The following is a 22,875-nucleotide window of genomic DNA, read 5'->3' as shown; positions in this document are numbered from 1 at the left end:
GCCCACGGAGGACTTAGTCGGGCTTGGCCGCGGTTTTGGATATTTATTGCCGGAGGTCGCGATGAACCGGTCCAGCCTTCGACGCGCAAACGTCAGGCGCGCACGAGCCTATCCGCGCATCATCCATCTGCGTGACCCGCAGGCCTTGCATAGGTTCGACACGGGCGGCGGTTCGCCGACATCACAATGCAAAGATAATCCGACATCGCACGGCTAGGCTCATGTCATCGAGCTGGAGACCCGGAACGCCATGACTTCCTTGACCAAGCGCGCCCTGCTGACGGGCGCTGTCCTCGGCGCCGGCGCCCTGGCGGCGGCCCCTGCCCTGGCGCAAGAGGCGCGAGCCGGCGGTCCGTTCGTCGCCAAGCGTCGCGGCGTCTTCAATGGCAAGACGGTCGACTATGTCGCCACGGTCGGCGAGACAGTGCTGACCGACGACAAGGGCGCGGTGACCCTCACCCTGGTGACGACCGCGTACGTCGCGGCCAAGGCCGACGCCAAGCGGCCGGTGCTCTTCGTGTTCAACGGCGGTCCCAGCAGCTCGTCGGCGACCCTGCACATGGCGGCCCTGGGCCCGCGCCGCGTGGTCATCGCCCAAGACATCACCGCGCCCCAGCCGCCGCCGCAGCTGGTCGACAACGCCTTCACCGTGCTGGACGTCGCCGACCTGGTGTTCGTCGACCCGGCCGAGACCGGTTTCTCGCGCATCGGCCAGGCGGGTTCGAAGGAGCGCTTCTACAGCGTCGAAGGCGACGCCCAGTCGATCGCCGACCTGGTGGTCGCCTGGAGCAAGGCCAACGGCCGCGAGGCCTCGCCGAAATACGTGCTGGGCGAAAGCTACGGCACGATCCGCGCCACCGTGATGGCCGGCAAGCTGTCGGGCGTCATGCCGCTGGAGGGCGTCTTCCTGTTCGGCCAGGCGGCCAACATGATCGAGACCAGCCAGCGCACCCGCAACATCGTCTCGTACGCGACGAACCTGTCCCAGATGGCCTCGATCGCCGCCTATCACGGCAAGGTCGACACCGGCGGCCTGTCGCCGGCGGCCTTCATCGACAAGGTCCAGGCCTGGGCGATGAGCGACTATCTGGTGGCCTTGGCCCAAGGCAGCTATCTGCCGGGCGCCGAGCAACGCCGGGTGGCCGAGAAGCTTCAGACCCTGACCGGCATCAGCGCCGACTACTACCTGACCCACGACCTGACGATCACCAAGGTCGCCTTCGCCCGCGAGCTGCTGAAAGACAAGGGCCTGATGACCGGGACCTATGACGCCCGCTACACCGCGCCCCTTCCCGCCCCCGGCGCCCGCGCAGGCGATCCGGCCCTGGCGGTCACCTCGGCGATCCCGGCGATGGTGGTCGAGCACCTCAAGAGCCTGGGTGTCACGTGGAGCGAGTATCGCGACAGCGCGCCCGGCGCCGGGGCCTGGAACTACAACTCGACCGGCGGCGGCGCGGGTCCGTTCCAGGACTACGACTACCCCGCCCAGCTACGGAAGGCCTTCTCGGCCAATCCGAAGTTCCGCCTGATGGTCGGCACTGGCCTCTACGACCTGACCACCACGATCGGTCCGGCGCGTTATCTGGTGTCTAGCAATGGCTTCCCGCGCGACCGGGTCTATCAGCGGCAGTATGTCGGCGGGCACATGGCCTATTCGAACCTGCCCAGCCTGAAGGCCTTCACCGACGACATCCGCGCCTTCGTTCAGGGCGGCGCCCCGGTCTAGCGGGTTTTGTAGAGCCAGGCCGCGACCGCCAGATCCTGGGCGGCGTGGCCTAGCGACTTGTAGACGGTGATCTGGTCGACCGACTGGCGTCCTGCGACGCGGCCAGCCAGCACCTCGCCGATCTCGCCGGCGATGTGGTCGTCGCCGACCAGGCCTTGGGCCTTGGCGCGCAAGAACTCGCCGCCGTGAACCAGCACGTGCTCGCGATGGTCGACGACGAAGCGGCTGGCGCGCACCAGTTCGCCATCGATCTCGGCGGCCATCGGGCCGCTGGAGCCGACGACGTTGACGTGCGTCCCCGGCGCGATCCAGGCGCCGTTCAGGATGGGATCGGCGGCGGTCGACACCGTGCAGACGATGTCGGCGTTCGCGACGGCGCTCTCCACGTCCGGCGCGGCCTCGACCGACAGCTCGGCCGCGAAGGCGCGCGTGCGTTCTGGATCGCGACCCCAGACGATCACGGACTTCAGGTCCCTCACCGCCGAGATCGCTTCGATGTGAGCTGCGGCCTGGCGGCCCGTGCCGAGGATTGCCAGGCGTTGAGCGTTCGGCCTCGCCAGGGCGTCGGTCGCCACGGCGCTGGCGGCGGCGGTGCGGATCGCTGTCACCTCGCCCGCATCGGCGACACAGACCGGCGCGCCGCTGACGCCGTCGAACAGCACCACGACGCCTTCATGCGCCTTGCGCCCCTGCCCGTCGGCGAACACCGAGACCAGCTTGGCCCCGAACACCTCGGCGTCCAGCAGGGCCGCCGGCATGATCGCAAAGGTCTTGCCCTCGCCCACGGCGATAAAGCTGCGCAGCAGCTGGCGAACGCGGTCGCTGGATAGGGCGATCATGGCCTCGCGGACCACGGGGATCGCCACGCCCACGGTCAGGCGCTCGCGCACCGCCGCAACGTCAAAGACGACCAATCCCGTTGCCTTGCCCATGCTTCGACGACTCTCTCCCGGCGCGCATTGTATCGCCGCCGGCCCGACTGATCTTTGTGATTTCATGCGCCGGATCGCCCGTGACGCATAGGCCATGCGGGCTTCACTCGACGAACAACGTGATCCATTCGCCGGCAAAGCGCTCGACGAACAGGCGCCGCGGCTCAGTCGCTAGGCGCCAACGGCATGCCCTTCGCCAGCTAAGGCTTGCACATATGGCGCGACCGGCACATGCATGATGCAAAAACAAAGAAAGCGGAGGATAGCCTATGTCGTTCACGCCCGACGCCATCGACCTGAAGATTCTCGAGGTCATGCAGCGCGACGCGTCCCTGTCGTCATCCGAGCTGGCCGAGCGCGTCGGCCTGTCCCAGTCGCCCTGCTGGCGGCGGATCCAGCGGCTGCGCGAAGAGGGCTACATCAAGTCGGTGGTGGCCATCGTCGACCACGAGAAGCTGGGCTTCGCGATGCAGATCTTCGCCCAGGTGAAGATGACCACCCTGAACGACGAGGACCGCGAGAAATTCCATCGCGCCATCCGCAACACCCCGGAGATCCTGGAGTGCTGGACGGTGTTTGGCGAGATGGACTGCATGGTCAAGATCCTGGCCCCCGACGTGAAGTGGTACCAGGACTTCATCTTCCAGGTGCTGCTGAAGCTGCCCGGCGTTGTGGATGTCCGCTCGATCGTCACCCTGACCGAGACCAAGAGCACAACGGCCGTCCCGCTGGTGGTGCGCGGCTTCCGCTGACGCGCATGGGCGATGCGTCCGTCGCGACGGTGCGAGATAGTCTATTCAACCGCCGCGCGGACGACGGACCACAACGAACGGACTATTCCGCCGGCCTCGGCTAGCGTCGAGCTCTGTTCAAGGAGACGCCTGTGAGCTTCACCCGACGCGCCCTCGTCGCGGCCGCCGCCCTCTCGCCCGGCCTGGCCAAGGCTGCACAGGCCACGGGCCAGGCCCCGATCGCGCCGGCCGAGACGATCGCCCTGCCGGCCAAGAGCGCCTTCGCCAAGATGCCGATGACCTATCTGGACGCCGGCTCGACCCACCCGATGCCGCTCGGCGCCAAGGCCGCGCTGGAAGAGTACCTGCGCTACAAGACCCGCGACGGCTCGCTGCCCGACTACAGCGTCAGCCGTAAGGAGCGCACGGTCGTCCAGACCTTCGCCGAACTGGTCGGCGCCACGCCCGACGAGCTGTGCATCATCCAGTCCACCACCATGGGCGAGAACCTGGTGCTGAAGGCGCTGGACTTCCCCCGCGCCGGCGGCCGCATCGTCACCGACGCCCTGCACTTCTTCGGCTCGTTCTATACCTATGGCGAACTGGGCAAGGCCGGGGTCGACGTCGTCACCCTGCGCATGACCAAGGACGGCCGCATCGACATGGCCGAGATGGCCGCGGCCATCAACGACAAGACCAAGCTGGTCTCGATCAGCCTGGTCTCGACCGTCAACGGTTTCGAACATGACCTGAAGGCCGTCTGCGACCTGGCCCACGCCCACGGCGCCTATGTCTATGCCGACATCGTCCACGCCGCCGGCGTCGTGCCGGTCGACCTGCGCGCCAGCGGCGTCGATTTCGCCGCCTGCTCTTCCTACAAGTGGCTGATGGGCGATTTCGGCCTGGGCTTCCTGTACGTGCGCAAGGAAATCCAGGAGAAGATCCCGCGCCCCTGGTGGGGTTACGAGCAGGTCACCGGCTTCCAGCCGCACGTCTATCCGTACGACCCGCCGGGCGCGACCGTGGCCGACATCACGGCGGGCGACACCGCCCACGGCCGCTTCGCCATGGGCACCACCTCGTGGACGGGGATCGTCCACCTCTCCTACTCGCTGCCGTGGATCAAGGCGGTGGGCGTCGAGCGCCTGCAGGCCCATCGCCAGCCGCTGGCCGACATGGTCCAGACCGAGCTGCGCCGCCGTGGCTACGAGCCGCTGACGCCGTTGGGCAACCGCACCCAGCTGGTCGCCTTCGCCTTGAAGGACGCCCGCGCCAAGCTGAGCGAGCCGCTGAAGAAGGCCAATGTGACGATCACCGTCTCGGCCAACCGCTTCCGGGTGTCGCTGGCCGCCTTCAACGACGCCAACGATATCGACCGCCTGCTGAGCGCCCTGCCCGCCTCGCCGACCTGATCGGCGAGGCGTTAGCCTTTACCGTCCCGCCGCCACGAAGGCCTTCAGAGCGGCGGTGAACTTGGCGAGGTTGTCGTCGCCGTCATAGACGCCGTGCGGGCCGTCGAAATAGATCGCCGTCAGCCGGTCCGACGGGATGCCGACCTGGTCCAGCGTGTAGCGCGCCGCATAGGCCGGGGTCGTCAGGTCATAGACCCCGCCCGCCCAGAACAGCCGCAGGCTTGGATCGGCGTTCATCGCCGCGGCGATGGCCGGATTGACGTCCTTGCGGTCGTCGAAGTTCCAGGCCGCGTTCACCTTGAAGTTCAGGGCGTAGTACGGCTCGTCGGTCTTGAACTTCAGGCTGTCCTTGATGTAGCCGCCCAGCACCGCGTTGGGGATCACCCCGATGGCGGCCGGCGACGGGGGCGGACCGGCGGGGGCGCCCGGCGCGCGCTTGGGCACGACACCCAGGGCCGGATCGTCGATCGCCCCGTCCTGGCCAGGTTCCAGCGGCGCGGTGACGCGCACGTCCAGCAGGCCCGTGCGCAGGGTCTGATCCTTCAGCAGGTTGAACATGTAGTCGTTCTTGGTCAGGCGTAGGTTCTTGGCCTCGATCAGGTCCGCCGGCAGGCCGATCAGCTGCGACATGCGCTCGGCCACGCGGCGGCGCTCGGCGGCCGGCAGGCTGGCGCCCTGGATCAGGGCGGTGACGTAGTCGCCGCGCGCGAAGGCCAGGGCCTCGTCGAAGGTCTGCTGGACCGTGCGGCCCTTGCGGTCGACGCGGTTGTGGTACCAGGCGCCGGCGGCCATGGTCGGCAGGGCCGCCACGTACGGCATCTCGCGGCCGGCGGTGTCGCCGACCAGGGCGACCAGGGCCACGCCGTCAAACTTCAGATCGGGCACGACCTTCAGGATCATCGCCGCCCGGGTGGTGCCGTAGCTCTCGCCGGTCATATAGCGCGGCGAGGCCTCGCGCTTGTTGGCCTTCAGCCATTGCTTGATGGCCGAGCCGACCGCCTGGGCGTCGCCGGCGCGCGAATAGAAGGCCTTGGGATCGGTGTCCGGGAACGGCCGGCTAAAGCCCGTACCGACCGGGTCGATGAACACCAGGTCGAAGGCGTCCAGCGGGCTGAACGGGTTGTCGCGGATCTGCGGCCCGTCCTTGGGCGCATCCGCAGCGGCCTTGCGCACCGGGCCCAGGGCCGCGAAATGCAGCGGCGACGAAGAGGCGCCGGGGCCGCCGTTATAGACGAACATCACCGGCCGCTTGGCCGCGTCCTTGACGTCGCGCGCATAGGCGATGGTGACGATCTTCGCGCCCGGCTTGCCGTCGGCGCCGTCGACCAGATACTCGGCGACCGTGGCGGTGTAGGCCACCTTCTGACCGTTGAAGACGCCGGTGTGCTTGGAGACCGCGACCTGCAGGGCCGACGCGGTGGCTGACGGCTTGGGCGCGTCGGCGGCGAAGGCCAGGGCGGGCGAACCCAGCAGGAGCGTGACGGCGAGCGCGCGGGCGGCGGCGGTTTTCATAAGACTTTGATCTCCCTCGACCCGTTCAGACTAGTCGCCGAACGCCACAATATCTTTGCAATCGCGCGGACGCCTCCAAAGCGCCTGACATAAGTTATTCACGGCGCAGTCACGCGGCGCATAGGGGCGACGAATTTGCCGCCGACGGCCGATCAGGTCGCAAAGAAATTCCGGTCGGTCGGCCTAGGCTGGGAGATCTCTTCATAGCGTAACCTCAGATCGCCACCTTGGACGCCAGCACTCCCTCCGAGACCGACGCCCGTCGCGCCCAGGCCGATCGCCTGTTCTCGGCCACGACCTATGCGGACTGGGTGCGCGAGGGCATGCGCCTGCGCGCGGCCGATCCCAGGATCGCGGCGCTGTTCGAGAGCACCATCCGCGAGCCCCTGCCCGAGCTGGTCGACGTCGTTCGCGACGCCTTCTCACTGTCGGTGTCGCCGCGCTATGTCAGCGTGTTCGCGGGCGGCAATCGCTTCGCCATCCAGGCCCTGGCCCGGCGCTATGGCGTCGTGGAAGACCAGATCCTGACGACGACCGGCGCGACCAGCGCGCTCGACCTGGTGCTCAAGGTCCTGGTCAAGGACGGCGACCACGTCCTGATCGAGAGCCCCGGCTTTGACCTGTTGGCCCAGGTGGCCGACGAGCGCCGCGCGCGGGTCGAGACCTTCCAGCGCTCGGCCCCGGACTTCGCCGTCGACCTGGTCGACCTGGCCGCCAAGATCCGATCCGACACCCGCGCTATCGTCCTGACCAGCCTGCATAATCCCTCCGGCGCACTGACGCCGGCCGCCGACCTGCAGCGGATCGCCGCCCTGGCCGCGACGGTCGGGGCCCAGGTGATCGTCGACGAGGTCTATGCCGATTTCGCCCGGCCCGCCGTCGAGCGCGCCGCTGCGACCCTGGCGCTGAACCTGGTGACGGTCTCCAGCCTGACAAAGGTCTTTGGCCTGTTCGCCCTGAAGTTCGGCTGGATCTGCGCCGCGCCCGACCTGATCGCCCGCATCCGGGCCCGCTCGCCCGAGGGCGACATCGGCGTGTCCAAGCTGGCCCACACCGTGGCGGCCCACGTGCTGGAGGCGCCCGACGTCTTCGACCTGCACTGGAAACGCGTCCTGGCCGCGACCCGGCCCATCGCCGAGCGCCACCTGCGGACGATGGTCGCCGAGGGTTTGCTGGAGGGCGAACTGCCCGAGTTCGGCTGCATGGCCTTTCCCAAGGTCGTGGGCGTCGACGACACCCTGGCGCTGGCCAAGCAACTGTGGATCCGTCACGGCCTGCTGGTCGCGCCGGGTGAGTTCTTCGGCCTCGCCGGTCACATCCGCCTGGGTTTCGGATCGGATCCGGCGACGCTGGACCGCAACCTCGAGCGCCTGCGCCTGGCCCTGCACGCCATCCGGCAGGCTTAAGCACATCAATCGTCGCGCCTGGATAGACTATTCATCCAGAAGCCAAGCAGCGGTGCATACGAATTAAAATGCCGCCCCATCACGGCTAAATTTGCGCTCATCAGGGAGCGCGGATGGACGCCGCGACGAACACGATGGCGCTAGCAAAACCCGTGAAGAGCAATCAGGTCGACGCCCTCGAGCGCTCGTCCCAGCCGCATATGCGCGAGCTCTACCAGGCCGCCCTCGCCACCAAGGGCTCGATCGAGCAGATCATGCGTGATCTGAACATCAGCCGCTTCGTGATGTCCCAGCGCCTGTCGATCCTGCGCTCGCTGGGCATCGCCCAACTGGTCACCCTGCATGACCCTGTCGCGCGCGGCGTGGACCAGCAGTCGACGACCTGGGTGCGCCTGGTCGACGCCACGCCTGCCGACATCGAGGCCTTCGAGAACGACCTGATCGCCGATGCGTGCGTCGCCGGCGCTCAGCGGGTCATCGGCGACTTCGACTACCGGCTGTCGACCTATCACCACGACTGGCGCGAGGCCGCCCAGTGGGCGCGCGACCTGCGTCAGCGGCCCAAGATCGACGCCGTCGAGATGATGAACATCAAGCCGTTGTTCGGCGACGATCTGCCCGGCCTGATCCTGCGGGCGCCCCGCCGCCGGGGGCGCTAAGCCTTCTGAGCCTTGGCCCAATCGGCGACGAACCGGTCCAGCACGTCCAGCGGCATGGCGCCGGCGGCCAGGGTCGCGTCGTGGAAAGCCTTGATATCGAAGCGGTCGCCCAGCGCCTTGCGGGTGCGTTCGCGCAAGGTGGTCCACTTGGCGTGGCCGATCTTGTAGGCGCAGGCCTGACCCGGCCAGCTGCAATAACGATCGACCTCGCTGGTCATGCCGCGCTGGCTCATGCCGACATTGTCGACCAGATAGGCGATGGCCTGCTCGCGCGACCAGCCCTTGGCGTGGATGCCGCTGTCGACCACCAGGCGAGCGGCGCGGAACATCATCGAGCGATAGTAGCCGACCTTGCCGAACGGATCGTTGGCATAGAGGCCCAGCTCGTCGCCCAGCTGCTCGGCATAGAGCGCCCAGCCCTCGCTATAGGCCGTGAAGCCCATGTCGCGCAGGATCGGATGGACGTCGCCGGCGGACTCCCGCGCGATCGAGATCTGGTGATGGTGGCCCGGATTGGCCTCGTGGAAGGTGATAGTCGGCAGCTGCCAGTCGGGACTGGCGCCGACCAGCCGCATGTTGATGTTGTAGTAGCCGGGCCGCGCGCCATCAGCCGATCCGGCCGAGTAGTAGGCGCCCGGCGCGCCGGCCTCCTGCGCGGCGGGCGTGGCTCGCACCTGCACGGCCCGCTTGGGGAAACGGCCGAACATCCGGGGCATCTGGGCGTCCATCGCCGCGATCAGGCTCTTCACCCGCTCCATCAGCCGCGCCCTACCCTCGTCCGTTTCCGGATAGAGGAAGCGCGGATCGACGTTCAGGGCGCCGATGCGGGCGCCGACTGCGCCTTGGGTCAGGCCCTGGCTTTTCAGTAGTTCGTCGGCGCGGGCGGTGGCTTCCTCCATCTGGGCCAGGCCCAGGCGGTGGACCTCGTCGGCGGTGATCCGCGCCGTGGTGTTGGAGAGGATCGCCCAGTCGTAATAGGCGCCGCCGTCCGGCAGGCGGCGGACACCGGCCTCGTGCACGGCGTTGGGGCGAGCGGCTTTCAGCGCCTCGAGCTGGCGATTGAGGGCGGGCTGAACGGTCTGGGCCAGCACCGCCTTGGCGCGGGTGCTCCAGTCGCCGCTCAAACCCTTGTCTGCGGTCTTCTTGGCCAGGCCGGCCGCCAGCGGTGAGGTGTCCGGGTTCTCGGCGGCAAGCGCCCCCAAGCTGGCGATGGTCTTGTCGAACAGGAAGTCGGGCGGCAGCACGCCCAGGCCCGCGTCATAGCGGAAACGTTCGGTGTCCTGGTCCAGCGCCGTCCCGAAGGCGTTCAGGCGCGACAGCCACGCCTCGGCGTCGTCGGCCGTCTCGATCTGGGCGTTGCTCAAGCCCTCGGGCACGCCGCGATAGACGCCGGCATTCTGCGAGATCACGTACGGGTTGGGATCACCGACCGCGCCATAGGCAAAGCGCTTGGCGCCCTCCAGCGAGACCTCCCGGTCGAACAGCACGGTGTCGTAGGCATTACGGGCCGCACCCGAGAGCTTGGCGCGATCGATCGACTTCAGCCGCCGTACGTCATTCGCCAGATCGGCCCGCGCCCGATCTGCGGCGGCCAAAGAGCGGTCCGACAGCTGCGACTTGGCGCCGGCGTACTGCGGCTGGCGATCCAGGCCCAGGCTGACGATCCGCTCCGGCGACCGCGCCAGGCCCTCGACATGCAGCGCATCGAAAATCGTGGTGAGTCGCGCCGCCTCGTCGGTAGCCGCCATCGCGGGAAGACCTGGAATCAGCGCCAGGGCCGCCGCCGAAAACATCAGTCGACGGCGTTGCAGATTCGGTTCCGCGAGATTTCCAGCCGACATCGATGGCGTCCTTAAAACTCAGCACAGCTTGGGCATCGTAGGGGGCCATGGGGAAATTTCTATTTGAACTGCGGCCCGGTTCCACGGGTCTCCGCATGGTTCATGCAGCCCCGGCCGCCGACCCGGTTTCGGCGCTGAAACACTGCGCCCCTCTCGACACGAACAGAGAAATGACGGTATCTTCCCCATATTCGGGATCGAATACCAAAATATGAGACTGCCGACCTCAGGGGTGCTGAGCAACGGTGGGTTCGCACAATGGAGAGGAAAACCATGAAGACGTCTCTGCGTACGCAATGGCGGTCGGGCGCCTCGCGCCTTGCGGTCGCGACTGTCCTGCTGTCCTCGGTCGCCGGCGCTGCCGCCGCCCAAACAGCCCCTGCCCCCGCCCCATCTTCCGACGTCGTCGACGAGATCGTCGTCACCGGCATCCGCGCCAGCCTGCGCAGCGCCATGGACGTCAAGCGCAACTCGCTGCAGGTGGTCGATACCATCTCGGCCGAGGACATCGGCGACTTCCCCGACAAGAACCTGTCCGAAGCCCTGCAACGGGTCACCGGCGTGCAGATCAGCCGCCAGGACGGCGAAGGCCGCGGCGTCAGCATCCGCGGCGCCGATCCGGGCCTGAACCGCGTCGAGATCAACGGCTCGTCGGCCCTGTCCCTGACCGTGGGCGGCAGCGACCGCGCCGTCGACTTCCGCGACATCCCCGTCGAGTTCGTCTCGCGCCTGGACGTCGTCAAGTCGCCGACCGCCGACATGGCCGAAGGCGGCATCGGCGGCACCGTGCGGGTGATCACCCGCCGTCCGTTCGACAGCAAGGAGCCCTTCATCGCCGGCTCGGTCCAGGGCGTCTATTCGAACCTGGCCAAGGAATACGATCCGAAGTTCGCGCTGATCGGCGCCAAGACCTTCCTGAATGACACCCTGGGCGTCCTGCTGTCGGGCACCTGGGAGAACCGTCACCTCAACAGCAACAACGCCCGCACCACGGGCTGGATTCGCCGCGCGGCCACGGCCACTGGCACGGGCGCGACGCCCGGGCGCAGCACCGATATCAACAACGACGGCACGCTGGACTGGGTGCCGGAAATCCCGCGCCTGATCATCGACCGCCGCGTCACCAAGCGCAAAGCGCTGAACGGTGTCCTGGAATGGCGTCCGAACGACAACTTCAAGGCCTATCTGGACGGCACCTACGCCACGGCCACCGAAAAGGTGAACAGCACGCTCTTGCAGCTGGGCGCCTCGGGCGGCCTGATCGACTACAGCAAGACGACTCTGGGCAGCGACAACACGGTCAACCACATCGAGCTGACCAGCAGCGCCGCCTTCCCGATGGACCTGGCCTATCGCAACATCCTGGGCGACCTGACGCGCACCCAGTACACCACGGCCCTGGGCGGTGAGTGGAAGCTGGACAACTGGGTGTTCGACGCCCGCCTCGACTACTCCAACGCCGAGGTCCAGAACAACGAGATCAACTCGACCGCCACCGTCTTTGGCGTGCCGCGCGCGATCATCGACTACACCGGCAGCCAGCGCGCCCCGAACTTCTCGTTCCCGGGCCTGGACGTCACGACGGGCCAGGGCGTCAACCGCCTGGACGCGGTGTTCAACCCGCGTAACAACACCTCCGAAGAGACCGCCGAGCAGTTCAACGTCACCTACAAGCCGACGGACTCGTGGCTGACCCAGATCAAGGGCGGCGTGCAGGCCCGTCAGTTCAAGACCGACCAGATCCTGTACCAGCGCACCACCCGCCTGAACTGCCGCGCCGACACCAGCAGCGCCGCGGCCGTCGCGGTGGCGACCTCGTGCGCGACCATTGAAGGCATCGTCAACACCAACTCGGTGACCAACAGCATCCCGTTCTTCAAGACCGGCGACCTGGGTTACGACGGCGGCGTCCGCTACTGGAACGACAACACCCTGGCCACCTACAACGCCACCCTGGCGGCGGCCGGCCTGCAGAACGACGTCTATGGCGTCAATCCGAACCCGAACACCGCCGAGAAGGCCGGTGGCCCGGGCAGCTTCCAGGCCTTCCTCGACACCTGGTCGGTCGAGGAAAAGACCAAGAGCGCCTATGTCCAGGCCGCCTTCGACTTCAGCAGCCTGCCGGTGCCGATCAGCGGCACCCTGGGCGTGCGCGTGGTCGACACCAAGACGGTCTCGACCGGCTACAACCGCACCACCGGTCCCGGCGGCGGCGCTCCGGTCAACTTCGTCAAGGGCTCGCAGGAGGGCGGCTACACCAAGACCCTGCCGTCGCTGAACCTGCGCTTCGAGTTCATCCCCAACACGCTGATCGGCCGCGCCGCCGCCAGCAAGGTGATGGCCCGCGCCGCGCCCAGCCAACTGGCCCTGCGCCGCAGCATCGACGTCGTCGGCCTGACCGGGTCGCGCGGCAACCCGGACCTGCAGCCGTTCGAAGCCACCGCCTATGACGCGGGCCTGGAGTGGTACTTCAGCCGCGACAGCTTCATCTCGGCGACCTATTTCCGGAAGGAGATCTCGTCGTTCATCATCAACCAGGCCGCGCCGGAAACCATCGACGGCACGACCTACAACATCACCCGTCCGGTCAACGGCACGGACCAGGTCAACATCAACGGCCTGGAAATCGGCGGCCAGTATTCGTTCGACTTCCTGCCGGCGCCGTTCAAGGGCTTCGGGGTCCTGGCCAACTACACCTACCAGAAGGACGAGGGCTTCAAGGGCACCAACCTGCTGACCGGCGAGATCCTGCCGTTCCCGGGCCTGTCGCGGAAGAGCTACAACGTCTCGCTCTACTACGAGAACGAGAAGTTCAGCGCCCGCGCCTCGTACAACTGGCGTGACGCGTGGCTGATCACGGCCGTCGGCCGCGGCAGCCTGCCGGAGTTCAACGAGGCCTATGGCTCGCTGGACGCCTCGGCCAGCTACAACCTCAATGAGCACATCACCTTCTTCGTCGAAGGCGTGAACCTGACCGACGAGGTCCGGATCGAGAACAACAACGCCGTCCGCCGGATCGGCAACGAGACCTTCGGTTCGCGCTTCTTCTTCGGGGTGCGCGCCAAGTTCTAGTGGGTAAGGACGCTCGCCCTCCCCAGCCCGGGAAGGCGAGCGTCCGTCCGCGCAAGATCATCAAGATGACCCTGTCACCGTCGATCCCGCTCTCTCCGTCGCTTCCCTTGGGGGAACGCACGGATGTCAGCCGCTCGCTGATGCGGGCGCTGGATATCCTGGACGCCGTCAGCACGGGTCCGATCAGCCTGGTCGACATCACCACGCGCCTCGGCCTGACCCGCAGCACCGCCTACCGCCTGGCCTCGGCGCTGGTTGATCGCGGCCTGCTTCGGCACGATCCGCGCAAGGGATACCAGCTCGGCCCTCGCATCCTCACCCTGGGCGCCATGGCGCACGAGAGCGCCGACCTGATCGCCATCGCTCAGCCGACGCTGGACGCATTGAGTCTCGAGACCGGTGACGCGACGAATCTCGCCATCCGCGACGGCGACCACATCGTCTATGTCGGCCGCGCGCCCAGCCGCCGGCTTCTGGCCGTTCGTCACCAGCTGGGCGACCGCAACCGCGTCGACGCCACGGCTCTGGGGCGAGCTTTGCTGATGGACGCGTCGTCGGCCATTTGGCGCGCCAGTTTCCCGGCCGAGAGCCAGGACGCCCTGATCGCCGAAGGCTTCGCCCGCCACATCGGCGAGGACGGCGAACGCATCTGTTGCGTGGCCGCGCCCGTCCGCGACGCCAGCGGCGAGGTGATCGCCGCGCTCAGTCTGTCCAGCGCTCAGCAGTACATGTCCGCCGAGCAGATGGACGCCGCCGGACGCCAGGTCGCCGACGCCGCGACGGTCGTCAGCCGACGCCTGGGCTGGACGCCTTAAGCCTCGTCGTCGCCGACAAAGCGATAGCCGATGCCAGGCTCGGTCTGCAGCATCCTGGGCGTGGCCGGATCGGCCTCCAGCTTCTGGCGCAGCTGGCCGATGAAGACCCGCAGGTACTGGGTGTCCTGGGCGTGCGCCGGACCCCAGACCGCCGTCAGCAGCTCCTTGTGCGTCAGCACCTTGCCGTGGCCCAGGGCCAGGCGGGTCAGGACATCGTATTCACGCGGCGACAGCTTCACCGCCTCGCCGGCGCGGGTGACGCGGCGCTTTTCCAGGTCGATCTCGACCTCGCCGGCGCGGATGGGACCGCTGGGCGCCTGGGCGCGTCCGGTCTGGCGCAGGGCGGCGCGAAGGCGGGCCAGCAACTCGCCGACGCCGAAAGGCTTTTCGACATAGTCGTTGGCCCCGCGATCCAGCGCCTGGATCTTCTCGATCTCGCGATCGCGGGCCGACAGGATCAGGATGGGGCCGTCATAGAAGGCGCGCGCCTTCTCCAGCACGTCCTTGCCGTCCATGTCGGGCAAACCCAGGTCCAGCACCACGGCGTCGGGCGACCACAGGGCGATGCCGCGCAGGCCCTCCTGGCCGCTGTCGGCGCGCAACGGCTCGTAGCCGGCGGCGTCCAGGGCCGGGCCCAGGAAACGATGGATCTGCGGCTCGTCGTCGATGACGAGGATGCGGTGGCGTCCGGCGCTCATGGAAGCGCTCATAGCAGATCCCGCGGCGTGGCGATCGCCTTGGGCAGGCTGATCAGCATGCGGGTGCCGCGCCCGTCATGGATCGGGCTGACGGCGGCGATGCGGCCGCCCATGGCGTCGACAAAACCCTTGGCGATGGCCAGGCCTAAGCCCGCGCCCTGGTGGCGATCGCTGGGTTCTTCCATGCGGCGGAACTTGTCGAAGATCCGCTCCAGCTCGGCCGGCGGAACGCCCCTGCCCTCGTCCTCGACGCTGATCACGACATTGCCGCGATCCTCATAGACCGCCAGCTCGATCCGGCTGCCGTCGCCGCTGTAGGTGATGGCGTTTTCCAGAATGTTCACAACGACTTGCTCGAGAAGGCTGGCGTCCGCCTGGACCAGGGTCAGGGTCGCCGGATAGTCGCGTGTCAGCGTCCGCTCGCCCAGGCGGCGGGTGACCCGCTCGGCGGCGGCGTTCAGCACGTCGCGGACGTCGGTCCAGTCGCTGCGCAGCTTCAGGCCGCCGCCTTCCAGCCGGGTCATGTCCAGCAGGTTGGCGACGTAACGACTGAGGCGTTCAGCCTCTTCGCGGATGCTGAGCAGCAGGTCTAGGCGCACGGCCTTCTGCATCTTGTCGCCGTAGTCCAGCAGCGTGGTCGAGGCGCCCAGCACCGTCGACAGCGGCGTGCGCAGGTCATGGCTGACGGAGTTCATCAGGGCCGAACGGAAGCGATCGGCGCGGCGCAGGGTCTCGGTCTCCAGCGCCTCGGTGGCCAGCTGCGAACGCTCCAGGGCCACGGCGCCCTGCTCCAGCAAGGCCAGGACCAGGCGTTCATGGTCGGAGCCAGGCGGCGCGGCGCCGGCCTCGACCCCGGCCACGCCGGTGCGAGCGCGCACGCCTTCCAGCGGCCAGAAGGTCCACCTGGCCTGGGGAAGCGTGCCGGTGCCGAAGCCGGCCGCCTCGCCCTTCTCCCAGGCCCAGCGCGCGGCGGCCATCTGGGCGGCGTCCAGCGGTTCCAGGCTGGGTGAACCGGCGACGGGCGCGATCTCCTCGCCCTGCGGCAGCAGGACCAGCGATCGTCCACCGGCTGCAGCCGCGACCTGCTCGGCGAGCGCTCGGGCGACGGCATCGCGGCCGGTCGCGGCCGACAAGGTCCGACTGGCGGCCAGCAAGGTGGCGACGGCGGCGGCGCGGCGCTGCGAGCCCAGGGCCTGGTCGCGAACCCGGCCGGCCAGGCCGCCGGACGCCAAGGCCACGGCCCAGAACACCACCAGCGTGATGAAGTCCGTCGGCGCGCCGATCGCCAGACTGTAGCGCGGCGCCAGGAACAGGTAGTTGTAGACGAAGAACGCCACGGTCGCCGCCGCCAGGGCCGGCCTCAGGCCATGCAGCACCCCGGCGGCCAGCACGGCGGCCAAGAAGATCATCCCCAGATCGACGCGGTCGAAGGCGACGTCCAGGCCCCAGGCGGCCAGGGTCGCGGCGGCGACAAACAGCGCGCCGACGGCGTAGCCCTGCCAGCGTCCCAGGCTGAGCGGCCGCACCGGCTTGGGCTCGCGCTCAGGGGCGGCTTCGGTGACCACGTGCACGGCCACGCCTCGCGCCTCGCGCAGCAGGGCGGCGGCCAGCGAACGGCCGAGGATCTCACGCCAGCGGCTCTCGACCGACTTGCCGATGACGATCTGGGTGACGTTGCCGCGCCGGGCATAGGCCATCACGGTCGCGACGATGTCGCCGCCGGTCAGGGCGACGGTCGTGCCGCCCAGCTGTTCAGCCAGGCGATAGGCCTCGCGCAGGCGGGCCGCGCTGCCCTCCCCGGCCGCTGGCCGGTCGGTGCGCTCGACGTGGGCGACGATCCAGGGTGCGTCCATCATCATGTCCGACAGCCGCCGACCGGCGCGGACCAGGGCCCCGGCCATGGCGTCGCCGCTGACCAGCACCAGGATCCGCTCGCCCGCCGCCCAGGGCCCCTCGACGCCTTTCTCGCGCATGGCGGCGACCAGCTGGTCGTCGACGGTCTGGGCCGCGCGACGCAAGGCCAGCTCGCGCAGGGCCGTCAGGTTCTCGACCTTGAAGAAGTTCTCCGAGGCCAGCCGCGCGGTCTCGGGCACATAGACCTTGCCGGCCGCCATCCGCTCGCGCAGCTCTTCGGGCGTGATGTCGACCAGCTCGATGGCGTCGGCGCGCGACAGGGCGCTGTCGGGCACGGTCTCGCGCTGGCGCACGCCGGTGATGCGCTGGATGACGTCGACCAGGCTCTCCAGGTGCTGGACGTTCAGGGTGGTCCAGACGTCGACGCCGGCGGCCAGCAGTTCCTCGACATCCTGCCAACGCTTGGGATGACGCGAGCCGATGGCGTTGGAGTGGGCGTACTCATCGACCAGCAGGATCTTGGGCTTGCGCTCGAGCGCCGCGTCGATGTCGAACTCCATCTGGACACGGCCGCGATGCTCGATCGGCTTGCGCGGCAGGACCTCCATGCCACGCAGCAGGCTCTCGGTCTCGCGGCGGCCGTGGGTCTCGACGACGCCGATCAGGACGTCGACGCCCTCGGCCTTGCGACGGCGCGCGGCGCGCAGCATCTCGTAGGTCTTGCCCACGCCTGGGGCCATGCCCAGAAACACCTTGAGGCGCCCCCGGCGCGCCTTGTTGGCGGCGGCCAGGAGCGCCTCTGGGTCGGGCCTTTTCGGTTCGTCGGCCGGCAACTATCCGCCTTTCGGGAAACGAGCGTCCAGCGCCCGGTTCAGCGCCAGCACATTGACGCGCGGCTGGCCGATGAAGCCCAGCAGCGGCTGGTCGACATGCTGGTCGATGGTGGCCAGCACGGCCTTCTCGGGCACGGCGCGCGCCTTGGCGATGCGCGGCGCCTGGAAGCGGGCGTTGGCCGGCGAGATGTCCGGATCCAGGCCCGAGCCCGAGGTGGTCACGGCGTCGGCCGGGATGGCCGCGCCGGGGTTCTCGGCCCGCAGGCTGGCGGCGTCGGTCTTCTCGCGCTCGATCAGCTTCTCGTTCAGCGGACCCATGTTCGAGCCGCTGGACGCGCCGGCGTCATAGCCGTTACCGGCGGCCGACGGACGGCCGTGGAAATATTCCGGCTTGGCGAAGACCTGGCCGATCAGGGCCGAGCCGACGACCTTACCGCTGTCGTCGCGGACCAGGCTGCCGCCGGCCTGGGCCGGGAACGCCGCCTGGGCGACGCCGGTGACGGCCAGCGGATAGGCCACGCCCAGCAGCGCGGTGAAGAGGCCCATCGAGACCAGAGCGGGACGAAGATGCGAAAGCATGGCTTTGTGCTCCTTTCTTAGAACACGGCCTTCAGCGACGCCACGGCGCGTGCGCCGTAAGTCTTGCCGAAGCCATGTTCGTCGGTGTCGTGATAGCGCAGGTCGAGCGACAGCTTGTCGGTCAGGGCGTAGGCCGCGCCGACGTTCCAGGTCGTGTAGTCGCCCGAGCCTTCATAGGTCTGGCGGCCAACGGCGGCCGAGACTGACAACTTGTCGACGATCGGATAGCTGCCGTTCAGCTCGTAGTAGACGGCTTCATCGGCGGCGCCGAAGCTGTCGGGGCTGTAGAACACCGCCGCGCCCAGGGCGCCCTTGCCGGCCGGCACCGAACCGGCGGCCTTGAACTCGACATTGCCGTAGTCGGCGCCCTTGGGCGCGCCGAGATAGCCGTAATAGATCACGCCAAGATCCAGCGAGACGGCGCCGACGGTGGGCTTGTAGCCGGCATAGAGGTCGACCTCGGCGTCGGTCTTGTCGCCGAAATCGACATTCGAGGCCCAGGTCCCGGCGTAGAACTTGCCGGCAGTAAGGTCGACGCCGCCGAACAGCTGCGGGTCCTCCTGGGTCTGGGACACGCCACGGAACACGTAGTCCGAGGCCACACCGAGATTGTAGCTCAGCTTCGGCCCTTCTTGGGCCTGGGCGATGCCAGCCGACAGAGCCAGAACCGAGACAGCGGCGAAAATGCGGGAAGTCATTGGAGGTCTTTCAGAGGAAGAGTTCGGCGGAATAGGCCGCCAGGAAGACGAGCCCGATCGCCACGGCGCCGAAGAGGAAGTCCCTGGCGATCGGGCGGAGCATCAGGCCAGCCCCAGGGCCGAGACGATCATGTCGATCAGCTTGATGCCCACGAACGGCGCCAGCAGGCCGCCGATGCCGTAGAGCGTCAGGTTGCGCGACAGGAGCTTGCCGGCGCCGATGGCGCGGTACTTCACGCCCTTCAGGGCCAGCGGGATCAGGGCCACGATCACCAGGGCGTTGAAGATCACCGCCGACAGGATCGCGCTCTGCGGGCTGTGCAGGTGCATGACGTTCAGCGCGCCCAGGGCCGGCAACGAGACCACGAACATCGCCGGGATGATGGCGAAGTACTTGGCCACGTCGTTGGCGATCGAGAAGGTCGTCAGGGCGCCGCGGGTGATCAGCATCTGCTTGCCGACCTCGACGATCTCGATGACCTTGGTCGGGTCGCTGTCCAGGTCGACCATGTTGCCGGCCTCGCGGGCCGCCTGAGCGCCGGTCTGCATGGCGACGCCGACGTCGGCCTGAGCCAGCGCGGGCGCGTCATTGGCGCCGTCGCCGCACATGGCCACCAGGCGGCCCTTGCCCTGCTCTTCCCGGATCAAGCGCAGCTTGTCCTCGGGAGTCGCTTCGGCCAGGAAGTCGTCGACGCCAGCCTCGGAGGCGATGGCGGCGGCGGTCACCGGGTTGTCGCCGGTGATCATCACCGTGCGCAGGCCCATGCGGCGCAGGTCGGCGAAGCGTTCCTTGACGCCCGGCTTGACCACGTCCTTCAGGTGGATGACGCCCACCAGAACGCCGTCCTCGCTGACCGCCAGCGGCGTGCCGCCCGAGCGGGCGATACGATCCACGGCGCCGGTCAGCTCGACCGCGACGCTCTTGGGCTCCAGCGCCAGCGAGCGATAGACGGCGTCCACCGCGCCCTTGCGCCAAGAGCGACTGTCGTGGTCCAGGCCCGACTGACGGGTTTGGGCGGTGAACGGGATCGCCGTGGCGCCGGCCGGAGCCTCGACGATCAGGCCCTGATTGCGAGCCAGCTCGATGATCGAGCGACCTTCCGGGGTCTCGTCGGCCAGCGAGGCCATCAGGGCCGCGCGCATCGCCGCTTCCGGACGCACGCCGGGGGCCGGGATCACTTCGGTGGCCATGCGGTTGCCGAAGGTGATGGTGCCGGTCTTGTCCAGCAGCAGGGTGTCGACGTCGCCGGCCGCTTCCACGGCGCGGCCCGAGGTGGCCAGGACGTTGACCTTCAGCAGGCGGTCCATGCCGGCGATGCCGACGGCCGACAGGAGGCCGCCGATGGTCGTCGGAATGAGCGTGATGAACAGCGCGCCCAGCACCAGCGGATCCAGCACCACGCCCGAGAACTTGCCCAGGCCCAGCAGGGTCACGACCGCGATCAGGAAGATCAGGGTCAGGCCGGCCAGCAGCACGGCCAGGGCGATCTCGTTCGGCGTCTTGCGACGGTCCGCGCCTTCGACCATGGCGATCATGCGATCGAGGAAGGTGTTGCCCGCCTCGGCCGTGACGCGGATCTTCAGCCAGTCGGAGACGATCGTGGTGCCGCCGGTGACGGCCGAGCGGTCGCCGCCGCTCTCGCGGATCACCGGCGCGCTTTCGCCGGTGATGGCCGCCTCGTTGACACTGGCCATGCCCTCGATGATCTCGCCATCGGTCGGGATCACATCGCCGGCCTCGACCAGGATCACCTCGCCGACACCCAGCTTGTGGGCCGGAGTCGGGACATAGGTCCCGGTCTTGTCGTCGACGATCAGCTTGGCCTTGGTGGTCACGCGGGTGGCGCGCAGGCTGTCGGCCGCCGCCTTGCCGCGCCCTTCGGCCACGCTTTCGGCCAGGTTGGCGAACAGCACCGTGGCCCACAGCCAGATCGACACCTGGATGGCGAAGCCCGCCGCCTGGTGGTTGGCCACCGCCGCGACCGCCGAGACGGTCGACAGCAGGGCCACGATCCAGGTGGCGAAGATCACCGGATTGCCCGTCAGCTTGCGCGGATCGAGCTTGAGGAAGCTGTCCTTGGCCGCGCGGGCCAGGACAGGGCCGGAAAGACCGCCGGCGCGGATATTGATGGCGCTCATGATGTCACCGTTCAGCGAAGGGCCGCGACCGCGCCGAGCACCTGGAAGTGCTCGACGATCGGTCCCAGCGCCATCGCGGGGAAGAATTGCAGGCCGCCCAGGATCAGGATCACCCCGACCAGGAGGCCGACGAACAGGCCGCCATCGGTCGGCAGCGTGCCGGCGGTGGGAGCCAGCTTGGGCTTGGCGGCCAGGGCGCCGGCGATGGCCAGGACGGCCACGATCGGCAGGAAGCGGCCCATGGCCATGGCCAGCGCCAGGGTGACGTTCCACCACGGCGCGTTGGCGGTCAGGCCGGCGAAGGCCGAGCCGTTGTTGGCCGTGCCGGAGACGTAGGCGTAGAGGATCTCCGACAGCCCGTGCGGCCCGGCGTGCATCAGGCCCTTCAGCGCCTCGGGCAGCACGGCGGCCAGCGCCGAGAAACCCAGCATCGACAGCGGGATGACGATCACGGCCAGGATCGAGAACTGGATCTCGCGGGCCTCGATCTTCTTGCCCAGGTACTCGGGCGTGCGGCCGACCATCAGGCCGGCGACGAACACCGACAGCAGAGCCATGACGACCATAATGGCGATGCCCGACCCGATACCGCCCGGCAGGATCTCGCCCAGTTGCATCAGGAACATCGCGATGCCGCCGCCCAGGGGCATCAGGCTGGAGTGCATGCCGTTGACCGAGCCGTTCGAGGCGCCGGTGGTCATGGCGGCCCAGGCGGCGGTGGCGGGCGCGCCGAAGCGGACCTCCTTGCCTTCCATGTTGACCGTCGTGTCGACCTTGGCGGCGACTTGGGCCGGCGAAGGTTGCGTCTCGGTGGCGTAGATGCCCGCCGCGCCGGCGAAAAGCAGCACGAAGGCGGCGATCACGAGGGCGCGGACGTCCTTCTTGGCCATGACCATGCGGCCGAAGGCGAAGAAGGCGGCCCAGCCCAGCACGTTGATCGAGACGGCCGTGATCAGGTTGGTCAGCGGCGTGGGGTTCTCGAACGGGTGCGCCGAGTTGGCGTTGAAGATACCGCCGCCGTTGATGCCCAGCATCTTGATGGCTTCCTGAGAGGCCACGGCGTAGAGCGAGATCTTCTGATCGGCGCCTTCCAGGGTGTGGGCGGTGACGCCGGCGGCCAGGGTCTGGGGCAGGCCCAAGGCAACCAGCAGCACGGCCACCACGAAGGACAGCGGCAGCAGCACATAGAGCGTGGTGCGGATCAGGTCGGCCCAGAAGTTGCCGACGCCCTCGCCGCGATTGGCCAGGAAGGCGCGCGCCAGGGCCGCGGCCACGGTCGCGCCAGTGGCGGCCGAGACGAAGTTCTGCACGGTCAGCACGACCATCTGGCTGAGCGTCGACATGGTCGTCTCGCCCGCATAGCTCTGCCAGTTGGTATTGGTGACGAAGCTGATCGCCGTGTTGAACGACAGATGCCCCGACAGGCCGGGGAAGCCCTGCGGGTTCATCGGCAGCACGCCCTGCAGGCGCAGGACGGCGTAGGTGATGATGAAGCCGACCAGGTTAAAGGCCAGCAGCGCCAGGGCATAGACGTGCCAGCTCTGGCTCTTCTTCGGATCAACGCCGCAGGCGGTGTAGAAAAGGGCCTCGACGGGACGCATCACCGGGTCGAGGAACGTCCGCTCGCCATTCCAGACGCGCGACATGAAAACGCCCAGCGGCCAACCGATGGTGACCGCCAGGCTCAGGGTCAGGGCGATCTCCGCCCATCCTTGCCAGTTCATTTGAGGAAATCCGTCAGAACTTGTCGGGTCGCATCATCGCGGCGACCATGTAGCCGGCGACCACGATGGCCCCGGCCGCCCACAGCAGGTTCACGAGCATGGTCACACGCGCCTCAGCGCGGCGACGAATGCGCCGAACAGGGCGAACAGGCCCAAGGCCAGCGCCCCGTAGAGAAGATCAGCCATAACGGCCTCCTTTGGTGTTGGAGGCCACAGACCATTTTGGAGCGTAAGGGCTCTATGT

16 protein-coding genes are annotated in these 22,875 nt (G+C 68.2%); 7 read left to right on the top strand and 9 right to left on the bottom strand.

What is annotated here, in order from left to right:
• The first annotated feature begins 250 nt into the window (after window positions 1–250).
• Window positions 251–1,726, top strand: a complete 1,476-nt coding sequence (locus tag AC07NF_RS07315) for a S10 family peptidase (protein WP_494627727.1) — start codon at window positions 251–253, stop codon at window positions 1,724–1,726.
• Here the strand turns inward: AC07NF_RS07315 and AC07NF_RS07310 are convergent.
• Window positions 1,723–2,658, bottom strand: coding sequence for an ornithine cyclodeaminase family protein (locus tag AC07NF_RS07310; protein ID WP_494627729.1), 936 nt, complete (start codon window positions 2,656–2,658; stop codon window positions 1,723–1,725). The genes AC07NF_RS07315 and AC07NF_RS07310 overlap by 4 nt on opposite strands.
• Before the next feature lie 269 nt (window positions 2,659–2,927).
• Here AC07NF_RS07310 and AC07NF_RS07305 point away from each other — a divergent pair, with 269 nt between their 5' ends.
• Together AC07NF_RS07305 and AC07NF_RS07300 are read left to right on the top strand one after the other, a co-directional pair.
• Window positions 2,928–3,410 carry an Lrp/AsnC family transcriptional regulator gene (locus tag AC07NF_RS07305; RefSeq protein WP_454716097.1) on the top strand — a complete coding sequence of 161 codons (483 nt, stop codon included), beginning with the start codon at window positions 2,928–2,930 and terminating at the stop codon, window positions 3,408–3,410.
• 131 nt (window positions 3,411–3,541) lie between these two features.
• Complete coding sequence (locus AC07NF_RS07300; RefSeq protein WP_494627731.1) at window positions 3,542–4,801, top strand: aminotransferase class V-fold PLP-dependent enzyme; 1,260 nt, start codon at window positions 3,542–3,544, stop codon at window positions 4,799–4,801.
• Between the two features lie 18 nt (window positions 4,802–4,819).
• On the opposite strand, the gene AC07NF_RS07295 is transcribed toward AC07NF_RS07300, so the two are convergent.
• A complete protein-coding gene (locus tag AC07NF_RS07295; RefSeq protein ID WP_494627733.1) occupies window positions 4,820–6,313 on the bottom strand; it encodes a S10 family peptidase in 1,494 nt (497 codons plus the stop codon).
• Window positions 6,314–6,540: 227 nt separating this feature from the next.
• On the opposite strand from AC07NF_RS07295, the gene AC07NF_RS07290 reads away from it, so the two are divergent.
• Window positions 6,541–7,719 (top strand): pyridoxal phosphate-dependent aminotransferase, encoded by a 1,179-nt coding sequence (locus tag AC07NF_RS07290; RefSeq protein ID WP_494627735.1) that lies wholly within the window; start codon window positions 6,541–6,543, stop codon window positions 7,717–7,719.
• Window positions 7,720–7,832: 113 nt separating this feature from the next.
• A complete protein-coding gene (locus tag AC07NF_RS07285; protein WP_492810660.1) occupies window positions 7,833–8,378 on the top strand; it encodes a hypothetical protein in 546 nt (181 codons plus the stop codon).
• Here the strand turns inward: AC07NF_RS07285 and AC07NF_RS07280 are convergent.
• On the bottom strand, window positions 8,375–10,126 hold the full coding sequence (locus AC07NF_RS07280; RefSeq protein WP_494627737.1) for a DUF885 domain-containing protein: 1,752 nt from the start codon (window positions 10,124–10,126) through the stop codon (window positions 8,375–8,377). The two genes, AC07NF_RS07285 and AC07NF_RS07280, sit on opposite strands and share 4 nt — an antisense overlap.
• Window positions 10,127–10,492: 366 nt before the next feature.
• On the opposite strand from AC07NF_RS07280, the gene AC07NF_RS07275 reads away from it, so the two are divergent.
• The gene (locus tag AC07NF_RS07275) at window positions 10,493–13,291 is read left to right on the top strand and encodes a TonB-dependent receptor (protein WP_494627739.1); all 2,799 of its coding nucleotides are present in this window, start codon (window positions 10,493–10,495) and stop codon (window positions 13,289–13,291) included.
• A 65-nt stretch (window positions 13,292–13,356) separates the two neighbouring features.
• A complete protein-coding gene (locus tag AC07NF_RS07270) occupies window positions 13,357–14,106 on the top strand; it encodes an IclR family transcriptional regulator (RefSeq protein WP_494655322.1) in 750 nt (249 codons plus the stop codon).
• Here the strand turns inward: AC07NF_RS07270 and AC07NF_RS07265 are convergent.
• The 6 genes from AC07NF_RS07265 to kdpA all read right to left on the bottom strand — a co-directional run bounded on the left by AC07NF_RS07265 (window position 14,103) and on the right by kdpA (window position 22,631).
• Window positions 14,103–14,804, bottom strand: coding sequence for a winged helix-turn-helix domain-containing protein (locus AC07NF_RS07265; RefSeq protein WP_494627743.1), 702 nt, complete (start codon window positions 14,802–14,804; stop codon window positions 14,103–14,105). The two genes, AC07NF_RS07270 and AC07NF_RS07265, sit on opposite strands and share 4 nt — an antisense overlap.
• Before the next feature lie 8 nt (window positions 14,805–14,812).
• Window positions 14,813–17,491 (bottom strand): ATP-binding protein, encoded by a 2,679-nt coding sequence (locus tag AC07NF_RS07260; protein ID WP_494627745.1) that lies wholly within the window; start codon window positions 17,489–17,491, stop codon window positions 14,813–14,815.
• Entirely contained in the window at window positions 17,492–18,070 is a 579-nt protein-coding gene (kdpC, locus tag AC07NF_RS07255; protein ID WP_494627747.1) for a potassium-transporting ATPase subunit KdpC, read from the bottom strand.
• 17 nt (window positions 18,071–18,087) lie between these two features.
• Window positions 18,088–18,768, bottom strand: a complete 681-nt coding sequence (locus AC07NF_RS07250) for a TorF family putative porin (RefSeq protein WP_494627749.1) — start codon at window positions 18,766–18,768, stop codon at window positions 18,088–18,090.
• A gap of 102 nt (window positions 18,769–18,870) precedes the next feature.
• Window positions 18,871–20,907 (bottom strand): potassium-transporting ATPase subunit KdpB, encoded by a 2,037-nt coding sequence (gene kdpB / locus AC07NF_RS07245; protein WP_494627751.1) that lies wholly within the window; start codon window positions 20,905–20,907, stop codon window positions 18,871–18,873.
• Window positions 20,908–20,918: 11 nt separating this feature from the next.
• Window positions 20,919–22,631, bottom strand: coding sequence for a potassium-transporting ATPase subunit KdpA (gene kdpA / locus AC07NF_RS07240; protein ID WP_494627753.1), 1,713 nt, complete (start codon window positions 22,629–22,631; stop codon window positions 20,919–20,921).
• Window positions 22,632–22,875: the final 244 nt, after the last annotated feature.

Source organism: Caulobacter sp. GW821-FHT10A06 (assembly GCF_059415805.1).
Note: the sequence above shows the minus strand (reverse complement) of the source record. Positions and strands in the feature narration are given on the sequence as shown.

Coding starts and splice junctions, on each gene's coding strand:
- AC07NF_RS07295 (WP_494627733.1), bottom strand. CDS start 6,313: ATGAAAACCGCCGCCGCCCGCGCGCTCGCCGTCACGCTCCTGCTGGGT.
- AC07NF_RS07315 (WP_494627727.1), top strand. CDS start 251: ATGACTTCCTTGACCAAGCGCGCCCTGCTGACGGGCGCTGTCCTCGGC.
- AC07NF_RS07285 (WP_492810660.1), top strand. CDS start 7,833: ATGGACGCCGCGACGAACACGATGGCGCTAGCAAAACCCGTGAAGAGC.
- kdpA (WP_494627753.1), bottom strand. CDS start 22,631: ATGAACTGGCAAGGATGGGCGGAGATCGCCCTGACCCTGAGCCTGGCG.
- AC07NF_RS07250 (WP_494627749.1), bottom strand. CDS start 18,768: ATGACTTCCCGCATTTTCGCCGCTGTCTCGGTTCTGGCTCTGTCGGCT.
- AC07NF_RS07305 (WP_454716097.1), top strand. CDS start 2,928: ATGTCGTTCACGCCCGACGCCATCGACCTGAAGATTCTCGAGGTCATG.
- AC07NF_RS07270 (WP_494655322.1), top strand. CDS start 13,357: ATGACCCTGTCACCGTCGATCCCGCTCTCTCCGTCGCTTCCCTTGGGG.
- kdpB (WP_494627751.1), bottom strand. CDS start 20,907: ATGAGCGCCATCAATATCCGCGCCGGCGGTCTTTCCGGCCCTGTCCTG.
- AC07NF_RS07275 (WP_494627739.1), top strand. CDS start 10,493: ATGAAGACGTCTCTGCGTACGCAATGGCGGTCGGGCGCCTCGCGCCTT.
- AC07NF_RS07280 (WP_494627737.1), bottom strand. CDS start 10,126: ATGGCGGCTACCGACGAGGCGGCGCGACTCACCACGATTTTCGATGCG.
- AC07NF_RS07265 (WP_494627743.1), bottom strand. CDS start 14,804: ATGAGCGCCGGACGCCACCGCATCCTCGTCATCGACGACGAGCCGCAG.
- AC07NF_RS07310 (WP_494627729.1), bottom strand. CDS start 2,658: ATGGGCAAGGCAACGGGATTGGTCGTCTTTGACGTTGCGGCGGTGCGC.
- kdpC (WP_494627747.1), bottom strand. CDS start 18,070: ATGCTTTCGCATCTTCGTCCCGCTCTGGTCTCGATGGGCCTCTTCACC.